Annotated in this window: 12 protein-coding genes; 7 read left to right on the top strand and 5 right to left on the bottom strand. The window is 72.0% G+C overall.

The genetic code is table 11. The features are described 5' to 3' along the window. Positions 1-8 precede the first annotated feature (8 nt). The gene (locus tag BKE41_RS10295; RefSeq protein WP_012318772.1) at positions 9-1,211 is read right to left on the bottom strand and encodes a pyridoxal phosphate-dependent aminotransferase; all 1,203 of its coding nucleotides are present in this window, start codon (positions 1,209-1,211) and stop codon (positions 9-11) included. A gap of 200 nt (positions 1,212-1,411) precedes the next feature. On the opposite strand from BKE41_RS10295, the gene BKE41_RS10290 reads away from it, so the two are divergent. Together BKE41_RS10290 and BKE41_RS10285 are read left to right on the top strand one after the other, a co-directional pair. Then, the gene (locus BKE41_RS10290) at positions 1,412-2,437 is read left to right on the top strand and encodes an LLM class flavin-dependent oxidoreductase (protein WP_024830356.1); all 1,026 of its coding nucleotides are present in this window, start codon (positions 1,412-1,414) and stop codon (positions 2,435-2,437) included. A 110-nt stretch (positions 2,438-2,547) separates the two neighbouring features. Then, complete coding sequence (locus BKE41_RS10285; protein ID WP_029361308.1) at positions 2,548-3,576, top strand: fumarylacetoacetate hydrolase family protein; 1,029 nt, start codon at positions 2,548-2,550, stop codon at positions 3,574-3,576. A 114-nt stretch (positions 3,577-3,690) separates the two neighbouring features. On the opposite strand, the gene cysN is transcribed toward BKE41_RS10285, so the two are convergent. The 3 genes from cysN to BKE41_RS10270 are packed head-to-tail and all read right to left on the bottom strand — an operon-like array spanning position 3,691 to position 6,919. Beyond that, a complete protein-coding gene (gene cysN, locus BKE41_RS10280; RefSeq protein ID WP_012318769.1) occupies positions 3,691-5,121 on the bottom strand; it encodes a sulfate adenylyltransferase subunit CysN in 1,431 nt (476 codons plus the stop codon). Continuing rightward, complete coding sequence (gene cysD / locus BKE41_RS10275) at positions 5,121-6,080, bottom strand: sulfate adenylyltransferase subunit CysD (protein ID WP_012318768.1); 960 nt, start codon at positions 6,078-6,080, stop codon at positions 5,121-5,123. The genes cysN and cysD overlap by 1 nt, the downstream gene beginning before the upstream one ends. After that, positions 6,077-6,919: a phosphoadenylyl-sulfate reductase gene (locus BKE41_RS10270; protein ID WP_070999303.1), complete on the bottom strand. Its 843-nt coding sequence runs from the start codon at positions 6,917-6,919 to the stop codon at positions 6,077-6,079. The genes cysD and BKE41_RS10270 overlap by 4 nt, the downstream gene beginning before the upstream one ends. Positions 6,920-7,184: 265 nt before the next feature. On the opposite strand from BKE41_RS10270, the gene BKE41_RS10265 reads away from it, so the two are divergent. The 5 genes from BKE41_RS10265 (at position 7,185) to BKE41_RS10240 (ending at position 15,364) form a co-directional block, all read left to right on the top strand. After that, complete coding sequence (locus BKE41_RS10265; RefSeq protein WP_010686224.1) at positions 7,185-7,700, top strand: Lrp/AsnC family transcriptional regulator; 516 nt, start codon at positions 7,185-7,187, stop codon at positions 7,698-7,700. Between the two features lie 111 nt (positions 7,701-7,811). After that, positions 7,812-9,581 (top strand): flavodoxin domain-containing protein, encoded by a 1,770-nt coding sequence (locus BKE41_RS10260; protein WP_024830361.1) that lies wholly within the window; start codon positions 7,812-7,814, stop codon positions 9,579-9,581. A 236-nt stretch (positions 9,582-9,817) separates the two neighbouring features. Further along, positions 9,818-11,668, top strand: coding sequence for an NADPH-dependent assimilatory sulfite reductase hemoprotein subunit (locus BKE41_RS10255; RefSeq protein ID WP_012318765.1), 1,851 nt, complete (start codon positions 9,818-9,820; stop codon positions 11,666-11,668). 391 nt (positions 11,669-12,059) lie between these two features. Beyond that, a complete protein-coding gene (locus tag BKE41_RS10250; protein ID WP_012318764.1) occupies positions 12,060-12,359 on the top strand; it encodes a hypothetical protein in 300 nt (99 codons plus the stop codon). A gap of 824 nt (positions 12,360-13,183) precedes the next feature. Then, a complete protein-coding gene (locus BKE41_RS10240) occupies positions 13,184-15,364 on the top strand; it encodes a TonB-dependent siderophore receptor (protein WP_070999300.1) in 2,181 nt (726 codons plus the stop codon). A 58-nt stretch (positions 15,365-15,422) separates the two neighbouring features. On the opposite strand, the gene BKE41_RS10235 is transcribed toward BKE41_RS10240, so the two are convergent. Next, a complete protein-coding gene (locus BKE41_RS10235; protein ID WP_070999298.1) occupies positions 15,423-16,619 on the bottom strand; it encodes a PepSY-associated TM helix domain-containing protein in 1,197 nt (398 codons plus the stop codon). Positions 16,620-16,627 lie beyond the last annotated feature (8 nt).

Here is a 16,627-nt window from a genome sequence, read left to right as displayed (position 1 = left end):
TCCTGCTCCTACCGCAGCGAGCCGCAGAAGCGCTGGATGCGCCGGCAGGCCTCCTCCAGCACCGCGTTCGACGTCGCGTAGGAGATGCGCAGGTTCGGGCCGAGCCCGAAGGCCGAGCCGTGGACCGCGGCCACGCCCTCAGCCTGGAGCAGCTCCATGACGAAGTCCTCATCGGTCTCGATGGTCTTGCCGGCCTCGGTCTTCTTGCCGATCAGCGCCGCGCAGGACGGGTAGACGTAGAACGCGCCCTCCGGCGTCGGGCAGGTCAGCCCGTTGGTCTGGTTGAGCATCGACACGACGAGGTCGCGCCGGCCCTGGAAGGCGGCCCGGAACGTGGCGAGGTGATCCTGCGGCCCGTCGAGGGCGGCGACCGCGGCCCATTGCGCGATCGTGCTGGCGCCGGAGGTCTGCTGGCCCTGCACGAAGTCCATCGCCTTGATGAGCTTCTCCGGGCCGGCCGCGTAGCCGATGCGCCAGCCGGTCATGGCGTAGCCCTTCGAGACGCCGTTCATGGTCAGCGTCCGCTCGAGCAGCTGCGGCTCGACCTGGACCGGCGTGACGAACTCGAAGTCGCCGTAGGTGAGGTGCTCGTAGATGTCGTCGGTGAGGATGTGCACGTCCGGGTAGCGGAGCAGCACGTCGGTGAGCGCCTTCATCTCGGCGCGGGAATAGGCGGCGCCCGACGGGTTCGACGGCGAGTTGAGGACGATCCACTTGGTCTTCGGCGTCAGCACCCGGTCGAGCTCCTCGGCCTGGAGCTTGAAGCCGTGCGCCATGTCGGTGTCGGCGAAGACCGGGGTGCCGCCGCACAGGCCGACCATCTCCGGATAGGACACCCAGTAGGGGCGGGGGATCACCACCTCGTCGCCGGGGTTCAGCGTGGCGAGGAAGGCGTTGTACAGCACCTGCTTGCCGCCGGTGCCCACGATGGTCTGCGAGACCTTGTAGTCGAGCCCGTTCTCGCGCTTGAACTTGCGCACGATCGCCTCGCGCAGGGGCACGATGCCGGAGACCGGCGGGTAGCGGGTCTCGTTGCGGTGGATCGCGTCGATCGCCGCCTGCTTGATGTGCTCGGGCGTGTCGAAATCGGGCTCGCCCACCGACAGGCTGATGACGTCGACGCCGGACGCCTTCAGGTCCCGGGCCTTCTGGGTCATCACGATGGTCGCGGACGGCTTCACCCGCGAGAGGACGTCGGCGAGGAGAGCCATGGCGTGCGGTGCTCCGGATCAAGTGGGCGAGGGATGCCCGGGCGCCGCCCATATTGCGGCGCGGCGGACCCTAGGCCGGGGACGCTGAGCCGGCAAGGCGGTGCGCAGCACGCAGCCGACGCTCGCGCCCGGCGCGCGGCGCAGGGCTCTCCTGCGCGGCCGCCCTCGCTTTGCCGGATCATCGTTACCAGATCCTGCCCATGACCCCGCTCTCCGTCCTCGACCTCTCCTTCGTCAGCGCCGAGTCCACCCCGGCGCGGGCCCTGCACGACACCCTGGCGCTCGCCCGCCACGTCGACGGCCTCGGCTACCGGCGCTACTGGCTCGCCGAGCACCACGCCCTGCCCAACGTGGCGAGCCCGGCCCCCGAGATCATGATCGGCCAGATCGCCGCCGCGACCCGTAACCTCCGGGTCGGCTCGGGCGGGATCATGCTGCCGAACCACGCGCCGCTGATGGTGGCCGAGCGCTTCCGGGTGCTGGAGGCCCTGTTCCCGGGCCGCATCGATCTCGGCCTCGGCCGGGCGCCGGGCACGGACGGCCTCACCGCGCGGGCGCTGCGCCGCCGCGAGGCCCCGGGGGAGGGCGGCGGGGACGACTTCCTCGACCGCCTGCAGGAATTGCTGTTCTGGGACGGCGGCTTCCCGGAAGGTCACCCGTTCGCGCGGATCGAGGCGAGCCCCGCGGGCGTGCCGCTGCCGCCGATCTTCCTGCTCGGCTCCTCCGATTACAGCGCCCGCCTCGCCGGCGAGATCGGCTGCGGCTTCGGCTTCGCCCAGCACTTCTCCGGGATGCCCGCGGAGCCGCCGATGCTGGACTACCGGAACCGGTTCCGGCCGACGCGGCTCGGCGCGAAGCCCCACGCGATCCTGGCGGTGGCGGCGATCTGCGCCCCCACGGACGCGGAGGCCGAGCGGCTGGCGGCCAGCGCGCGGCTGGCGACGCTGCGGCGGGAGCGGGGCGAGTACCGGCCGCTGCCGAGCCTCGCCGAGGCGCTGGCCTACCCGTATTCCGACGGCGAACGGATGCAGATCGAGCGCGGCCGCGACCGCCTGCACGTGGGCGGCCCCGAGACCCTGCGGGCCCGGCTCGCCGACATGGTCGCGCGCACGCAGGCCGACGAGCTGATGATCGTCACGGCGATCCCCGATCAGGCCGCGCGGCACCAGTCCTACGCGCTGCTGGCGCGGGCCTGGGGGCTCGGCGCCGACTCACAGGCGGCCTGAGCCGTCACCCGGACCCCGCCGCGGGTCCTGGCGGCGCCGCCGCCGGCCGTGCAGGCTCCGCCCGGTTCACGCCCGCGACCAGACGGGCCGACCGGAGGAGGAGAGGCAGCATGGGCAACCGACGCGAATTCCTGACCGCCACGGCCGCCGGCCTGGCCGCCGCCGCGGCGCCGGCCCGCGCCGCCGAGGAGCAGACGGCGGCGCCGAGATCCACGCCGGCGGGGGCACCCCCCTTCGGCATGCCCCGCGACATGGTCCTCCTCAACATGCGCCGCGGCGACGGCTACGCCCTGGGCGTGAAGACGAAGGACGGCGTCCTCGACGTCGCCGCCGCCGGCCGGGCGCTCGGGATGCCGGTCCCCGCCGACATGGACGACCTCCTCCAGAACGGGCGCGGCCCGGCGCTGCGGGCGCTGATCGACGCGGTCGAGGCCGCCCCCGACGGGCGCTTCGTGCTGGCGGAATCCGGCATCGCCTACGCGCCGGTGGTCACGCGGCCCGAGAAGATCATCATGATGGGCTTCAACTACCGCCACCACGCGGAGGAGACCGGCACGCCGATCCCCAAGGACCCGCCGCTGTTCAACAAGTACAACAACGCCCTGAACCACCACGGGGGCACGATCGCGCTGCCGACCCAGGCGGCGCGGGAATTCGACTACGAGACCGAGCTGGTGATGGTGTTCGGCCGGGAATGCCGGAACGTGTCCGAGGCGGACGCCCTCGATTATCTCGCCGGCTACTGCACGGGCAACGATTTCAGCGCCCGGGACCTCCAGACGCTGACCTCGCAGTTCATGATCGGCAAGACCTCGGACGGGTTCGCCCCGCTCGGCCCCTACCTGGTGACCGCCGACCGGGTGAAGGACCCGAACAATCTCAAGCTGAAGACGCTGGTCAACGGCCAGGTGCGCCAGGACTGGAGCACCAACGACATGATCTTCAACTGCCGCCAGCTCATCAGCTTCGCGTCGAAGGTGATGACGATCCGGCCGGGCGACATCTTCTACACGGGCACGCCGCAGGGCGTGATCTTCGGCGAGAAGATCCCGCGCAAGGACCGGGCCTGGCTGAAGCCCGGCGACGAGGTGGTCTCGGAGCTGGAAGGGCTCGGCGCACTGCGCTTCAGGCTGGTCTGATCCGTCGTCCGAGCGGTGCGACCCGCACCGTCATCACCGACGCGAAGCGCGGCCGGCCCCCTCTCCTGTGCGGGAGACGGGGGCCCGCGCGCGAGCCGCGTCGCGCGCCCGGCCTCAGCGCCCGAACAGGCGACCGAGACGGGCGAGGATCCCGGCCCCTTCCGCGGGCTTCGCACCGGTCGCCGCACCGGTCGCCGCACCGGGCGTCGCCGCCTGCGCGGCCTCCGCCTTCGGCGCCAGGACCAGCCCGAGGGCCGCCGTGTCGGTGGTCTCGCGGTCGATCAGGATCAGGCTGCCGGTCTCGCGGTTCTCCGCGTAGGCGTCCACCGCCACCGGCCGGTCGAGGCGCAGGGCCACGTCGGCGATGTCGTTGGCCGACAGGCGCTCGGCCGGGCCGGGCTTGCCGGTCTCGGGGTCGATGCGCGAGACGATCCGCTCCACGGTCGCGGTGACCGTGGCGGTGCCGATCTTGGCGAACAGGCTGGCGCCCGGCGCCAGATCGGTCTCGGCCGCCCAGAACAGGCGCGCGTCGAGGGTCTCGGTGACCCGCATCGGCGCGCCCGTCGCCACGATCACCTGCCCGCGCGAGGCGTCGATCTGATCGGCGAGCACCAGGGTCACCGACTCGTCCTCGCCGGCCTCGGGCAGGTCGCCGTCGGCGGTGTAGATCCGCGCCACCGTGGAGGTCCGGCCGGAGGGCTGCACCGTCACCGAATCGCCCGGGCGCACCCGGCCGCTGGCGATCCGGCCGCTGTAGCCGCGGAACTCGGAATTGGGCCGGTTGACCCACTGCACCGCCATCCGGAACGGCGCGTTGAGCGCCTCCGCGTGGACCGGCACGGTCTCGAGGTAGTGGAGCAGGGTGCCGCCCGTGTACCAGGGCGCCGCGACGCCCGCGTCCACGACGTTGTCGCCGTTCTTGGCCGAGAGCGGGATCGCCTTGACCTCGGCGAAGTTCAGCCCGCGGGCGAAGTCCGAGAACCCCGACACGATGCCGTCGAAGGTGCCCTGCGCCCAGCCGGCGAGGTCCATCTTGTTCACCGCGAGCACCACCCGGCGGATCCCGAGATTGGAGACCAGCAGCGCGTGGCGCCGCGTCTGGCGGGTCAGGCCCTGGCGGGCGTCCACCAGGATCACCGCCACGTCGGCCGTCGAGGCGCCGGTGGCCATGTTGCGGGTGTACTGCTCGTGGCCCGGCGTGTCGGCCACGATGAAGGAGCGCCTGTCGGTGGAGAAGAACCGGTAGGCGACGTCGATGGTGATACCCTGCTCGCGCTCGGCCTGGAGGCCGTCCACCAGCAGCGCGAGGTCCACCTCCGCGCCCTGCGTCCCGTGCTTGCGGGAATCCCGCTGGAGCGCCGAGATCTGGTCGTCGAAGATCTGCTTGGTGTCGTGCAGGAGCCGCCCGATCAGGGTCGACTTGCCGTCATCCACCGAGCCGCAGGCGATGAAGCGCAGCACCGCCTTGTTGCGGTGGGCGGTGAGGAAGGCCGCGTAGCCGGCGGCGCGGTCGGCGAAGGCCGTGGGAGCCTGGTGCACCGTCATCAGAAGTACCCCTCCTGCTTCTTGCGTTCCATGGCGCCGGCCCCGTCCTTGTCGATCACCCGGCCCTGGCGCTCCGAGGTCCGGGCGGCGAGCGTCTCGCCGATGATCTCGGGGAGCGTCGCGGCGTCGCTCTCCACCGCGCCGGTCAGCGGGTAGCAGCCGAGCGTGCGGAAGCGGACGAGGCGCTGCTGCGGGGTCTCGCCGGGCTCGAGCGGCAGCCGCTCGTCGTCGACCATGATCAGCTGGCCCTCGCGCTCCACCACTGGCCGCTCCTGGGCGAAGTAGAGCGGCACGATCGGAATGTTTTCCTGCTCGATGTAGAGCCAGATGTCGAGCTCGGTCCAGTTCGACAGCGGGAAGACCCGCAGCGACTCGCCGCGCTTCTTCTTGAGATTGTAGAGGTGCCAGGGCTCGGCGCGCTGGCGCTTCGGGTCCCAGCGGTGCTGCGCGGTGCGCAAGGAGATGATCCGCTCCTTGGCGCGGCTCGCCTCCTCGTCGCGGCGGGCGCCGCCGAAGGCGGCGTCGAACTTGTGCTTGTCGAGCGCCTGCCGCAGGGCCTGCGTCTTCATCACGTCGGTGTGGACCTCGGAGCCGTGGCTCACCGGGCCGACGCCGCGGGCGAGCCCGTCGGGGTTGGTGTGGACGAGAAGGTCGAGGCCGAGCTCCTTCGCCCGGGCGTCGCGGAAGGCGATCATCTCGCGGAACTTCCACGTGGTGTCGACGTGGAGCAGCGGGAACGGCAGCCGCCCGGGCGCGAAGGCCTTGAGGGCGAGGTGCAGCAGGACCGAGGAATCCTTGCCGATCGAGTAGAGCATCACCGGGTTCTCGGTCTCGGCGACCGTCTCCCGGAAGATGTGGATGGCCTCGGCCTCCAGCCGCTTGAGGTGGCTGAGGCGGTCGGCGGTCTGTGCGGACGCGGGGGCGCTCGGCTGCACGGCGGCGGCGAGGGCGGCGCTCATCGGGCGAACTCCGGCTGGCGGGCTGTCTGATTCGGGGTGGTCTTGAAGGCGGCGGGCTCGAGGATTGCGGGCTCGAGGATTGCGGGCTCCTGGCCCGGCTGCACCGACGCGCCGGTGCGTCCGACGTGTAGGCCGCACTCCTTCTTGTCTTCCTGCTCCCACCACCAGCGGCCGGCCCGCTCCGGCTCGCCGAGCCTCACGGCCCGGGTGCAGGGGGCGCAGCCGATCGACGGGAATCCGCGATCGTGCAGGACGTTGTAGGGCACGAAATTGTCGCGCACGAAGCGGTCGACCTGCTCCCGCGACCAGTCGGCGAGCGGGTTCAGCTTGATCAGGCCGCGCTCCGCGTCGAGCGCGGCGAGCGGCGTCGCGGCGCGGTTGGCCGACTGGCCGGCCCGCAGCCCGGTGAGCCAGCCGCTCGCGCCGGCGAGCGCGCGGCCGAGCGGCTCGACCTTGCGGAAGCCGCAGCAGGCCTGCCGGGCGGCGACCGAGCGCCGGAAGCCGTTGATGCCCTCGGCCCGCACGAATTCCTCCGCGGCCGCGCGCTCGGGCGCGTAGGCGGTGATCCGGATGCCGTAGGCCGATTCGGTCTCGGTCCAGGTGTCGTAGGTCTCGGCGAAGAGGCGGCCGGTATCCAGGGTGACGATCTCGACGCGCCCCTTCGCGAGGCCCGCCATGGCCAGGGCGTGGGTGAGTGCCTGATCCTCGACCCCGAGGCTCGTCGTGAAGACGAGGCGGCCGGGGATCTCCGCGGCGATCAGGTGGAGGCGGCCTGGAAGGTCGAGCCCGGACAGCCGCTCCGCGAGGGAGTCGGCCGCCTGTCGGTCCGGACGGGTCATCGCGCCATGTCCCGGGGTTCGCGTGATGGAAAGGCCACGGCCCGCGCCGCGCCTGTTGTCGAGCGGTCGAAATGTTCGCTATACCGAACGAAGTCAAGGCGCCCCGGCGCGCTCGACCGGGTCGGACCGGCGGTTCGGCGTGCGGTTGCGCACAGCTTCCGGCGCGGGCAGCATGGGCCCGAGGTAAAAGATTCTTCTCACCGGTGCCGGTAGACACGTATATGCGCCCGCGCCCCGCGCGCGGCGGAAGCCCACGGAGACGGCTTTGGACGCGATCGATCTGAAGATTCTCGCCCTGCTGCAGACGGACGCCACGCTGTCCATCGCGGCGATCGGCGAGCGCGTGGGCCTGTCGCAGACCCCGTGCTGGAAGCGCATCCAGAAGCTGGAGGCCGACGGGGTCATCGACCGCCGGGTCGCGGTGCTCGACCCGGTGAAGCTCGGCCTCGGGCTGACCGTGTTCGTGTCCATCGAGACGGCCGACCATTCCCAGGAGTGGCTGCAGCGCTTCGCCGCAACCGTCTCGGCCATGCCGGAGGTGCTCGAGTTCTACCGGATGGCCGGCGACGTGGACTACATGCTGCGGGTCGTCGTCGCCGACATGCAGGCCTATGACAGCTTCTACAAGCACCTCATCGCGGTGCTGCCGCTCAAGAACGTCACTTCCCGCTTCGCCATGGAGAAGGTGAAGTCCACCACGGCGCTGCCGCTGCCGGCGCCGCCCAAGAACGGGCGGCACCTGCCGGGGACGGCCCCGGTGCTGGCCGTGGTGGGAGAATGATATTCTCTTTTTTCGCAGCGCAGCGAATGTGATGTCCTATACGCCGCCCGTTCTGCAAAACGAACGTTTCTCGATTGACACAGGCCCTACCGGCCCCGACATGGTCCCGTGATGTCCCGCCCCAATCTCCTCCCGCGCACCGCCCCGTTCGGGGACGGCGAGCGCGCCAGCCTCGACGCGGTGCTCGGCACCGCGAGCCCCACGCAGCGCGCCTGGCTCGCCGGCTTCCTGGCCGGGCTCGACGCCGCGGGCGGCCAGCCGGCCGCGGTGCCGGCCGCCCCGCCCAAGGCCGCCGCGCCGCTCACCGTGATCTACGCCAGCGAATCGGGGAACTCCGAGGCGCTTGCCGGCAACGTCGCCAAGCTCGCGCGCAAGCAGGGCTTCAAGCCGAAGGTCGTGGACTTCTCCGACCTCGACGTCGCGACCCTGCCCAAGGCCGGCAAGCTGATCGCCATCGCGGCGACCTGGGGCGAGGGCGAGCCGCCGGCCCGGGCCGTGCGGGCCTACGGCGAGCTGATGGGGGAGGGCGCCCCGCGCCTCGACGGCGTCGAGTTCGCGGTCCTGTCGCTCGGCGACACCTCCTACGCGGAGTTCTGCGCCATCGGTAAGGCGCTCGACGCGCGCTTCGAGGCCCTGGGGGCTAAGCGCGCCGCCGAGCGCGCCGACCTCGACCTCGACTTCGAGAAGCCCGCCGCCGACTGGATCAAGGGCGCGCTGAAGGCGCTCGCCCCGGCGGAGCAGCCCGACAACGTCGTGGCGGTGGACTTCGCCCGCGCCGGCGCCGGCGAGGACGACGAGGCCGAGCCGAGCCGCGAGCCCCTGGTGGTCGAGGTCGTCGAGCACGTGAACCTCAACTCGTCGCGCTCCGACAAGGAGACGATCCACCTCGCGCTGGCCTTCGAGGACGGCGCGCCGGCCTACGAGCCGGGCGACTCGCTGGAGATCTTCCCCGAGAACGACCCGCAGCTGGTGGACGAGATCCTGAACGCCGCCGGTCTCGCGGGCGACGAGGCCCTGCGCCGGGCCCTGCTCGCCGAGCGGGACATCACCACGCTCTCGGCCGCCACGATCGAGCGGTTCGTCAAGGCCACCGGCCACGCGGACGCGCAGACGCTCATCGACAGCGGCGAGGCCAAGGCCTGGATCGAGGGCCGGCACCTGATCGACCTGCTGGAGACCTACCCGGCGAAGCTCACGGCCGAGCATATCGGCACGATCACCCGGCCGCTGCCGCCGCGGGCCTACTCGATCGCCTCCTCCCGCAAGGAGGTGGGCGACGAGGTCCACCTCGCCATCGCGGCGGTGCGCTACGAGACCCACGGCCGGGCCCGCTCGGGCGTCGCCTCGGTCCACGTCGCCGACCGGATCCGCGACGGCGCCAAGCTGCGGGTGCGGCTGAAGCCGAACCGCCACTTCCGCCTGCCGCAGGATCCGGCCACCGACATCATCATGGTCGGCCCCGGCACCGGCGTCGCGCCGTTCCGCGCCTTCGTGCAGGAGCGCCGGGCCGTGGAAGCCCCCGGGCGGTCGTGGCTGTTCTTCGGCGACCGGCACTTCACCCACGACTTCCTGTACCAGCTCGAGTGGCAGGACGCCCTGGAGGACGGGTCGCTCACCAAGATCGACGTCGCCTTCTCGCGGGACCAGCCGGAGAAGGTCTACGTGCAGGACCGGATCACCCAGCACGCGCAGGAGCTGGTCTCCTGGCTGGACGGGGGCGCGCATCTCTACGTCTGCGGCGACGCGAAGAACATGGCCAAGGACGTGCGCGCCGCGGTCGTGAAGGCCTACGAGACGGCCAAGAGCCTGAGCGCCGCCGACGCCGAGGCGCAGGTCGCGGCTCTGGAGCGCAGCCACCGCTACCAGCAGGACGTTTACTGAGGACACACCGCTCCCCGCACCGCGGGGGGCCTTCGACGAGATGCGGCAGAGACAGGCGTGACGCAGGTCCCCTCTCCCGGGCGGGAGAGGGGCAGGGTGAGGGATCAGGTCGTTCCGGAGAGGGCGCAGCCCTCACCCCGAGGTCGCGGATCCGGTTCCAGTCCTGCACCGGCTTCGCTCCGCTCGCCCCCTCCCCACCGGGGAGGAAGACGCGTTCAGACAGACGGATTCACCCCATGGACGACCACAGCCCCCGCGACGCCGCCGAGACCCCGGCCCCCGGCCCTGCCGCCACACCGGCCAAGCGCGTCTACGAGACCCCGCCGACCTCCCGGCCGATCACGGATGCCGAGGCCGCGCGCGCGGAGAAACTCGCCGCGAACGAGCACATCAAGATCGCCAGCGGCTACCTCCGCGGCACGCTGGCGGACGGGCTCCTGAAGCACGCCACCGGGGCGATCTCGGAGGATGACGGGCAGCTCGTGAAGTTCCACGGGATGTACCTGCAGGACGACCGCGACCTGCGCCCCGAGCGGACCAAGAAGAAGCTCGACAAGGCCTACAGCTTCATGATCCGCCTACGCATCGCCGGCGGCGTCATCACCCCGAAGCAGTGGCTGATCCTCGACGACATCGCCCGGACCTACGCGGGCGGGGCGCTGCGCGCGACCACGCGCCAGACCTTCCAGTACCACGGCGTGATCAAGTCGAACCTGAAGCGCACGATGGCCGCCATCGACGGCGCGCTGCTCGACACGATCGCGGCCTGCGGCGACGTCAACCGCAACGTCATGGCGGCGACGAACCCGGCCCAGACCGGCGCCCACAAGGCCGCCTACCAGCTCGCCAAGGACATCTCCGACTCGCTGCTGCCGAAGACCAGCGCGTGGCGCGAGATCTGGCTCGACGGCGAGCGCGTGGTCGGCGGCGAGGACGAGGCCGAGGTCGAGCCGGTCTACGGCCGGACCTACCTGCCGCGGAAGTTCAAGACCGTCGTGGCGGTGCCGCCCTCCAACGAGGTCGACATCTTCGCCCACGACCTCGGCTTCATCGCGATCCTCGACAAGAAGAACCAGGTCACCGGCTGGAACGTCACGGTGGGCGGCGGCATGGGCATGACCCACGGCGAGCCCGACACCTTCCCGCGCACCGCCGACGTGATGGGCTTCGTGAAGCCCGAGGACGCCCTGAAGGTCGCGGAAGCCGTGATGACGGTCCAGCGCGACTGGGGCAACCGCAAGAACCGCAAGAACGCCCGGCTCAAGTACACGATCGAGCGCTACGGCCTCGACGCCTTCCGGGCCGAGGTGGAGAAGCGGGTCGGCAAGAAGCTCGGCGCGCCCAAGCCCTTCACCTTCACGGGCAACGGCGACCGCTACGGCTGGGTCGAGGGCGACGACGGCCGCCACCACCTGACGCTCTACGTGCCCTCGGGCCGGATCAAGGACATCGACGGCGGCCCGCAATTCCTCTCGGGTCTGCGCCGCATCGCCGAGGTCCACCAGGGCGATTTCCGCCTGACCGGCAACCAGAACGTGATCATCGCCAACGTCCCGGCCGAGAAGCGCGCCGAGATCGACGCCCTCGTCGATGAGTACGGCCTGACCCGGGGCGCGAGCGCGCTCCGGCGCAGCTCGCTCGCCTGCGTGGCCCTGCCGACCTGCGGCCTCGCGCTGGCCGAGAGCGAGCGCTACCTGCCGGACCTGATGACCGAGCTGGAGGAGAGCCTCGCGTCCCACGGGCTCGCCGAGGAGGAGATCACGATCCGCTCCACCGGCTGCCCGAACGGATGCGCCCGGCCGTTCATCTCCGAGATCGGCCTCGTGGGCCGCGGCCCCGAGCGCTATCACCTCTATCTCGGCGCGGCCCACGACGGCTCGCGGCTGAGCAAGCTCTACAAGGAGGACGTGGCGGCCTCCGAGATCCGCGACACCCTCGACCCGCTGTTCGCCGACTACGCGAGGGGCCGGCAGCCGGGCGAGCATTTCGGCGACTACCTGATCCGCGCCGGCCACGTGGCCCGCACCACCAACGGCCCGGACTTCCACGACCGGACCGGCGCCCTCAAGCCGGCCACGCTCGGCTGACGGCAGCCCCCGGGCGCGTCCGGGACGGGGTTCCCGGGCGCGCCGAGGCCGCCGCGGCAGGGCCGCGGATCGCGTGCTCCGGCCCCGCCTCGCCCTGACCCATCGCGCGCACCGAACCCGGACCGGTCCCGGGCTGCCGGAGCGCGGCGGGAGGCGCGACGGCGATCGCCCCCCGAGAGGCATCTCTCCCGCGCACCGTCCCGGACGGCCGCCCGGGCGCCCCTGAAGCGCTGCCGGGGACTCGGCCGCGCGCTCGGCCCCCCGCCCGGCGAACCCTGCCCCGGCCGCGGATCGCCGCAGCTACGCCCGTCCCGCGGCCGCGATGAGAATGAACGTTCATTGACATGAGAATGAACGTTCATTACAAGGGTGGGGCAAACAGGAGCGCGCGATGGCTCTCACCCTCGAAGGCCGCTGGTCCGATCTCGATGCCCAGCGCTTCGGCGCCCGCGGCCCGGGCGCGCTCGCCCTCGTCCGCAGCGTCTGCACCCCCGCCAACCTGACCTTCGGCGCCGTCCTGGCCCTCGCTTGGCTGGCGCTGATCAACTGGACCGGCGCCGGCCCGGATGGCTGGCAGGCCCGGATCTGCGCGGACCTCCGTCAGGGACCGCAATCCTGCGCCGTCGCCAGCCTGGGCAAGGATCAGAGCCGCGTCGCGCCGGTCGCCGCCGCGGCGCAGCCCGGGTCGTGACCGGCGCGGCGGACGGGGCGCCGGAGACCGCGGCCACCCGCCCGCCCGGCGCGCGCACATCCTCGACGCCGCCGGGGCCCGTTGCGCGCGCGCCGGCTTTCACCGCACCGCCCTGCAGGACCTCGGCCGCGTGGCCGCGACCCTGCGGGCGGAGATCCGGTCGGCATCGACCCGCAACCCGGACAGCGCCCCCATGACGGCGCGGAGCGGGGCCGGGAGCGGCGACCGGTTCGCCGCGACCCCGTCGGGAGCGCGCCACCGCGCCGGACTGCGACCCGGCCGCGCTCCCCGATTCCGACGTCGCCGCGGCGATCGCCCGCTCCGCGCGCGGCTCGACGCCGGGCTCGACGGCCGCCTGCCGACCCCGGCGCTCCCGGATCGGCCCGCGGCCGCTGATCCCGGCGCCGCTGCGCGCCCCGGGCCCCACCGGCGACGCGCCCTCACCGCCGCCATCACGATCGCGGGCCGGATCCGGCGCGCGGTACGCCGGCCGGCCCGCGACCCCCCCCTCGCGCGGGCCGGCCGGCCGTTCTCACGGGCGACGCCGCGTAGCCCCCGGCGGGGCGCGTCGCCGTGAGTCGGCCCGCGCCCGGCGCGCCCCGGGCCGTTGCCGGTTGCAAAGCCCAGCATTGCACACGCAAAGGTCGGTATCTTTGAATCATTTCAAAGCATTGCCGCTCAAAACGTGCCTTCCGCGCCACATCCGGGCAGAGGATGCGCGCGTCACCCGCGGCTTTCCCGATCGGCGTTGAGAAAAGACGGCGTATGCAATCTAGAAATACCGCATCGCGTCGATACGTCGCTCTTGAGAACGATTTTAAAGCATGTCTGCCGCCCGGATCGACGTCGTCGATCGCATCAAATACTGCCGGTCGCGCCTGAATTTCTGCAGCACTGGGCTCGCGACGTCGCTCCTTCTGCTCGCGCCGACAGAGATCCGCGCGCAATCCGAGCCGGTCGCCGACGAGGTCGTTCTCTCCGAACTCAGTGTTGCGGGCACGGGCCCCGTCAGCGAGCGGGCCGACGGTCCCGTCGTCGGCTACCGGGCGACGCGCTCCGCGACCGCCACGCGCACCGACACGCCGGTGCGCGACTCGCCGCAATCGATCAACGTCGTGCCCCGCTCGGTGATCACCGACCAGCAGGACCTGCGGCTGACCGATGCCGTGACCAACGTCAGCAACGTGGTTCTCGGCAGCACGGTGCAGGGACGGTCGCAGAACTACCTGATCCGCGGCTTCTCCACGCAGGTCTTCGCCGTCGACGGCGTGCTGGTCGATCCGGCCATCAACTTCTACCCGGTGACGCGCGACCTCGTGGATGCGGAGCGCGTCGAGGTGATCAAGGGACCGGCCTCGGTGCTGTTCGGGCGGGGAGATCCCGGCGGCGTCATCAACATCGTGACCCGCCGGCCGACATTCGAGCCCACGGCCGACGCGAGTGTTCAGGGTGGCAGCTTCGGCTTCCGGCGCTTCCAGGGCTCCGTGTCGAGCGCGCTGCCCGCCGTCGAAGGACTCGCCGCGCGCCTGAGCTTCGCCGCCCAGGAGGATCCGACCTTCCGCAATTACGGCGGCGACACCAACCGGCGCGTCTTCGTGGCGCCGGCCTTCAGCTGGACGCCGAGCGCCGACACCCGGGTCTACGTGAACTCGGAATTCACCAACCAGCACACCCAGTACGACGAGGGGCTGGTGGCCTTCCGCGGCCGCGTCCCGCTCGACAACATCGGCCGGTTCTACGGTGAGCCGTCCTCGCGCTACTTCGGCGCCTTCAACACGATCACCATGCGGGCCGAGCACGACGTCAACGAGAACCTGACGCTCCGGCAGGTCATCGCCGGGCAATGGGGCACGTTCGACGTGTTCGCGGCCCGTGCCCTATCGGTCAACAATGCCGGCACGCTGCTGAGCCGGCGCGAAGCCACGGTCAACTCGCGCTTCGCCGCGGTCGACAGCCAGACCGAGGCCGTGATGAAGTTCGACACCTTCGGCTTCGCCCATACGGCGCTCCTCGGGTTCGAGTACTCGAACGGCTTCCGCCACGCCTTCTCCCAGCAGGGCAACCTCGCCCCGGTCAGCTTCCTCAACCCGATGTTCGGCGCGGCCTTCCAGCCGCTCCAGTTCCAGGCCGACCTGAAGCAGAAGCTGGAGGTGTTCGGGCTCTACGTCCAGGACCAGATCGTGCTGGCGCCGGGCTTGCAGCTCGTCGTCGGGGCCCGGTTCGATCTCGGCAGCCAGTACTATTTCAACCGCCAGCCGGCCTCGCGGACCCAGCCGCCCGAGCAGACCCTGTTCGGCGCCTCGCCGCGGGTCGGGCTGATCTACCGGCCGTTCGAGCCGCTGACCTTCTACGCGAGCTACGCCACGTCGTTCCTGCCGCAGACCGCCAGCGTGCTGAACGTGGCGAGCCCCCCGCCCAGCACGGGCGAGCAGGTCGAGGCCGGCACCCGGGTCGATCTCACGCCCGGCCTGACCCTGAGCGCGGCCGCCTTCCAGATCGTCCGGGACAACGTCGCGGCCACCGACCCGCGCAATCCCACCTTCTCGGTCATCACCGGCCAGCAGCGGTCGCGGGGTGTCGAGGCCGATCTCGCCGGTGAGATCCTGCCCGGGTGGAGCATCATCGGCAGCGTCGGCCTGATCGACGCGCGGATCACCAAGGACACGACCTTCGCGGTCGGCAACCGGCTCGCCGGCGTGCCGGTGTTCAGCGGCAGCCTGTGGACGACCTACGCGTTCCAGGACGGCCCGCTGCGCGGGCTCGGGCTCGGCTTCGGCGTCACCCATGTCGGCCGACGCTACGGCGACCTCGACAACAGCTTCACCGTGGGCGCCTACAACCGGCTCGACGCGCTCGTGTACTACGATTTCGACGCCCACTGGCGCCTGTCGGTGAACATGCGCAACCTGACGAACGCGCGCTACATCGAGGCGCCGACCAACGCGACCAACAACACCCCCGGGGCGCCGTTCACGGTGCTGGCGACGATCACCGCCCGGCTCTGACGGGCCGAAACCTGCGCGGGGCGGGCCCCATCGAACGATGGCCCGCCGGAGGCTGCCGTCAGGGGCTCGCCGTTCGGACGGCGCCCGCCGGCGCCCCGGCTTCGACGGCCCTCCGGCGGGCCCCGGCGCGGCGGCGCAGGACGTAGAGCGTCAGGCCGGTCGCCGCGAAACCCGGCATGGCCAGCGCCGCGAGGCAGAACAGCAGCGCGACGAGGTCGCCGAAGAAGCGGCCGCGATGCACCTCCAGGACGTTGTCCAGGAGGCGCCGGCCCAGCGGCGCGTCTGCGGCCCGCTCGGAGGCCAGCAGCGCGCCCGTGGCGGGATCGTAGCGGTCCTCGTTGCGGGCGCTCGGCGCGTCGACGCCCTTCGGCAGCCAGCGGATGCGGATCGCCTTCGTGTCGGCGCCCGGGAGGGTCAGGACCGCCGTGCCGGCCTCCGCGCCGGTCCGCGCGCGGAAATCCGCCCAGGCGCGGTCGACGGCCGGGCCGCTGACGGCGGGATCGGCCGGCTTTCCGGCGGCCCTGCGGCCGGCCGGCTTCGCGGCGTCGGGGGCGCCCACGAGCAGCCGCGTCGCGCCGTCCTTGAACCACGGGTAGGACCACGTCAGGCCGCTCAGCGCGATGACCAGGTAGACCGGCAGGAGCCACGTCCCGACCACGGCGTGCAGCGACCACCAGCGCGGCCGGCCGGGCCGCGACAGGGCCGGCTTCAGCCAGATCCGCCAGCGGTGGATCCGGGGCCAGCGCAGGTAGAGGCCGGTCGCCAGGAAGGCCAGCAGCGCCAGGGTGCAGGCGCCCGTCACCGTGCGGCCCCAGCCCTTCGACCCGCCGGGCAGCAGCAGCCAGCGGTGCAGGTCCCGCACCGTCGTGAAGGCGCCCTCCAGCCGCACCGGGCCGAGCAGCGCGCCGTCGTAGGGGTCGGCGTAGGCGGCGGGCGGCCGCGCGCGGGTCTCGGGATCGCGGGCGAAGCGGACGTGGACGCTCGCGCGCGGGTCGTCCGACAGGGTCAGCACGTTGGCGACGCGGCCGCCCGCCTGCGCGTCGATCCGCGCCGCCAGCGCCGCGGGGGCCAGCGCCGTCCGGCCGCCGGGCGCGACCTCGAGCCGGTCGCGGTTGGCGAAGGCGGTGACCGCCTCCTCGTAGCTCATCAGCGCCCCGGTCAGGCCCATCAGGGCGAGGACGAGGCCGGCGGTGAGGCCGAGCGCCCAGTGCAGGCGGAAGAGCAGGGTCCGGAGGGAGGGAATCGGCAGCGTCATGGCAGTGC

This window comes from Methylobacterium sp. C1 (genome assembly GCF_001854385.1).
In the GTDB taxonomy this organism is placed as follows: Bacteria; Pseudomonadota; Alphaproteobacteria; order Rhizobiales; family Beijerinckiaceae; genus Methylobacterium; species Methylobacterium radiotolerans.
Note: the sequence above shows the minus strand (reverse complement) of the source record. Positions and strands in the feature narration are given on the sequence as shown.

Bases quoted from the DNA above. Each gene is read 5' to 3' on its own strand.
- BKE41_RS10240 (WP_070999300.1), top strand. From the start codon at position 13,184: ATGTCTGCCGCCCGGATCGACGTCGTCGATCGCATCAAATACTGCCGG.
- BKE41_RS10235 (WP_070999298.1), bottom strand. From the start codon at position 16,619: ATGACGCTGCCGATTCCCTCCCTCCGGACCCTGCTCTTCCGCCTGCAC.
- BKE41_RS10295 (WP_012318772.1), bottom strand. From the start codon at position 1,211: ATGGCTCTCCTCGCCGACGTCCTCTCGCGGGTGAAGCCGTCCGCGACC.
- BKE41_RS10260 (WP_024830361.1), top strand. From the start codon at position 7,812: ATGTCCCGCCCCAATCTCCTCCCGCGCACCGCCCCGTTCGGGGACGGC.
- BKE41_RS10250 (WP_012318764.1), top strand. From the start codon at position 12,060: ATGGCTCTCACCCTCGAAGGCCGCTGGTCCGATCTCGATGCCCAGCGC.
- BKE41_RS10290 (WP_024830356.1), top strand. From the start codon at position 1,412: ATGACCCCGCTCTCCGTCCTCGACCTCTCCTTCGTCAGCGCCGAGTCC.
- cysN (WP_012318769.1), bottom strand. From the start codon at position 5,121: ATGACGGTGCACCAGGCTCCCACGGCCTTCGCCGACCGCGCCGCCGGC.
- BKE41_RS10270 (WP_070999303.1), bottom strand. From the start codon at position 6,919: ATGACCCGTCCGGACCGACAGGCGGCCGACTCCCTCGCGGAGCGGCTG.
- cysD (WP_012318768.1), bottom strand. From the start codon at position 6,080: ATGAGCGCCGCCCTCGCCGCCGCCGTGCAGCCGAGCGCCCCCGCGTCC.
- BKE41_RS10285 (WP_029361308.1), top strand. From the start codon at position 2,548: ATGGGCAACCGACGCGAATTCCTGACCGCCACGGCCGCCGGCCTGGCC.
- BKE41_RS10255 (WP_012318765.1), top strand. From the start codon at position 9,818: ATGGACGACCACAGCCCCCGCGACGCCGCCGAGACCCCGGCCCCCGGC.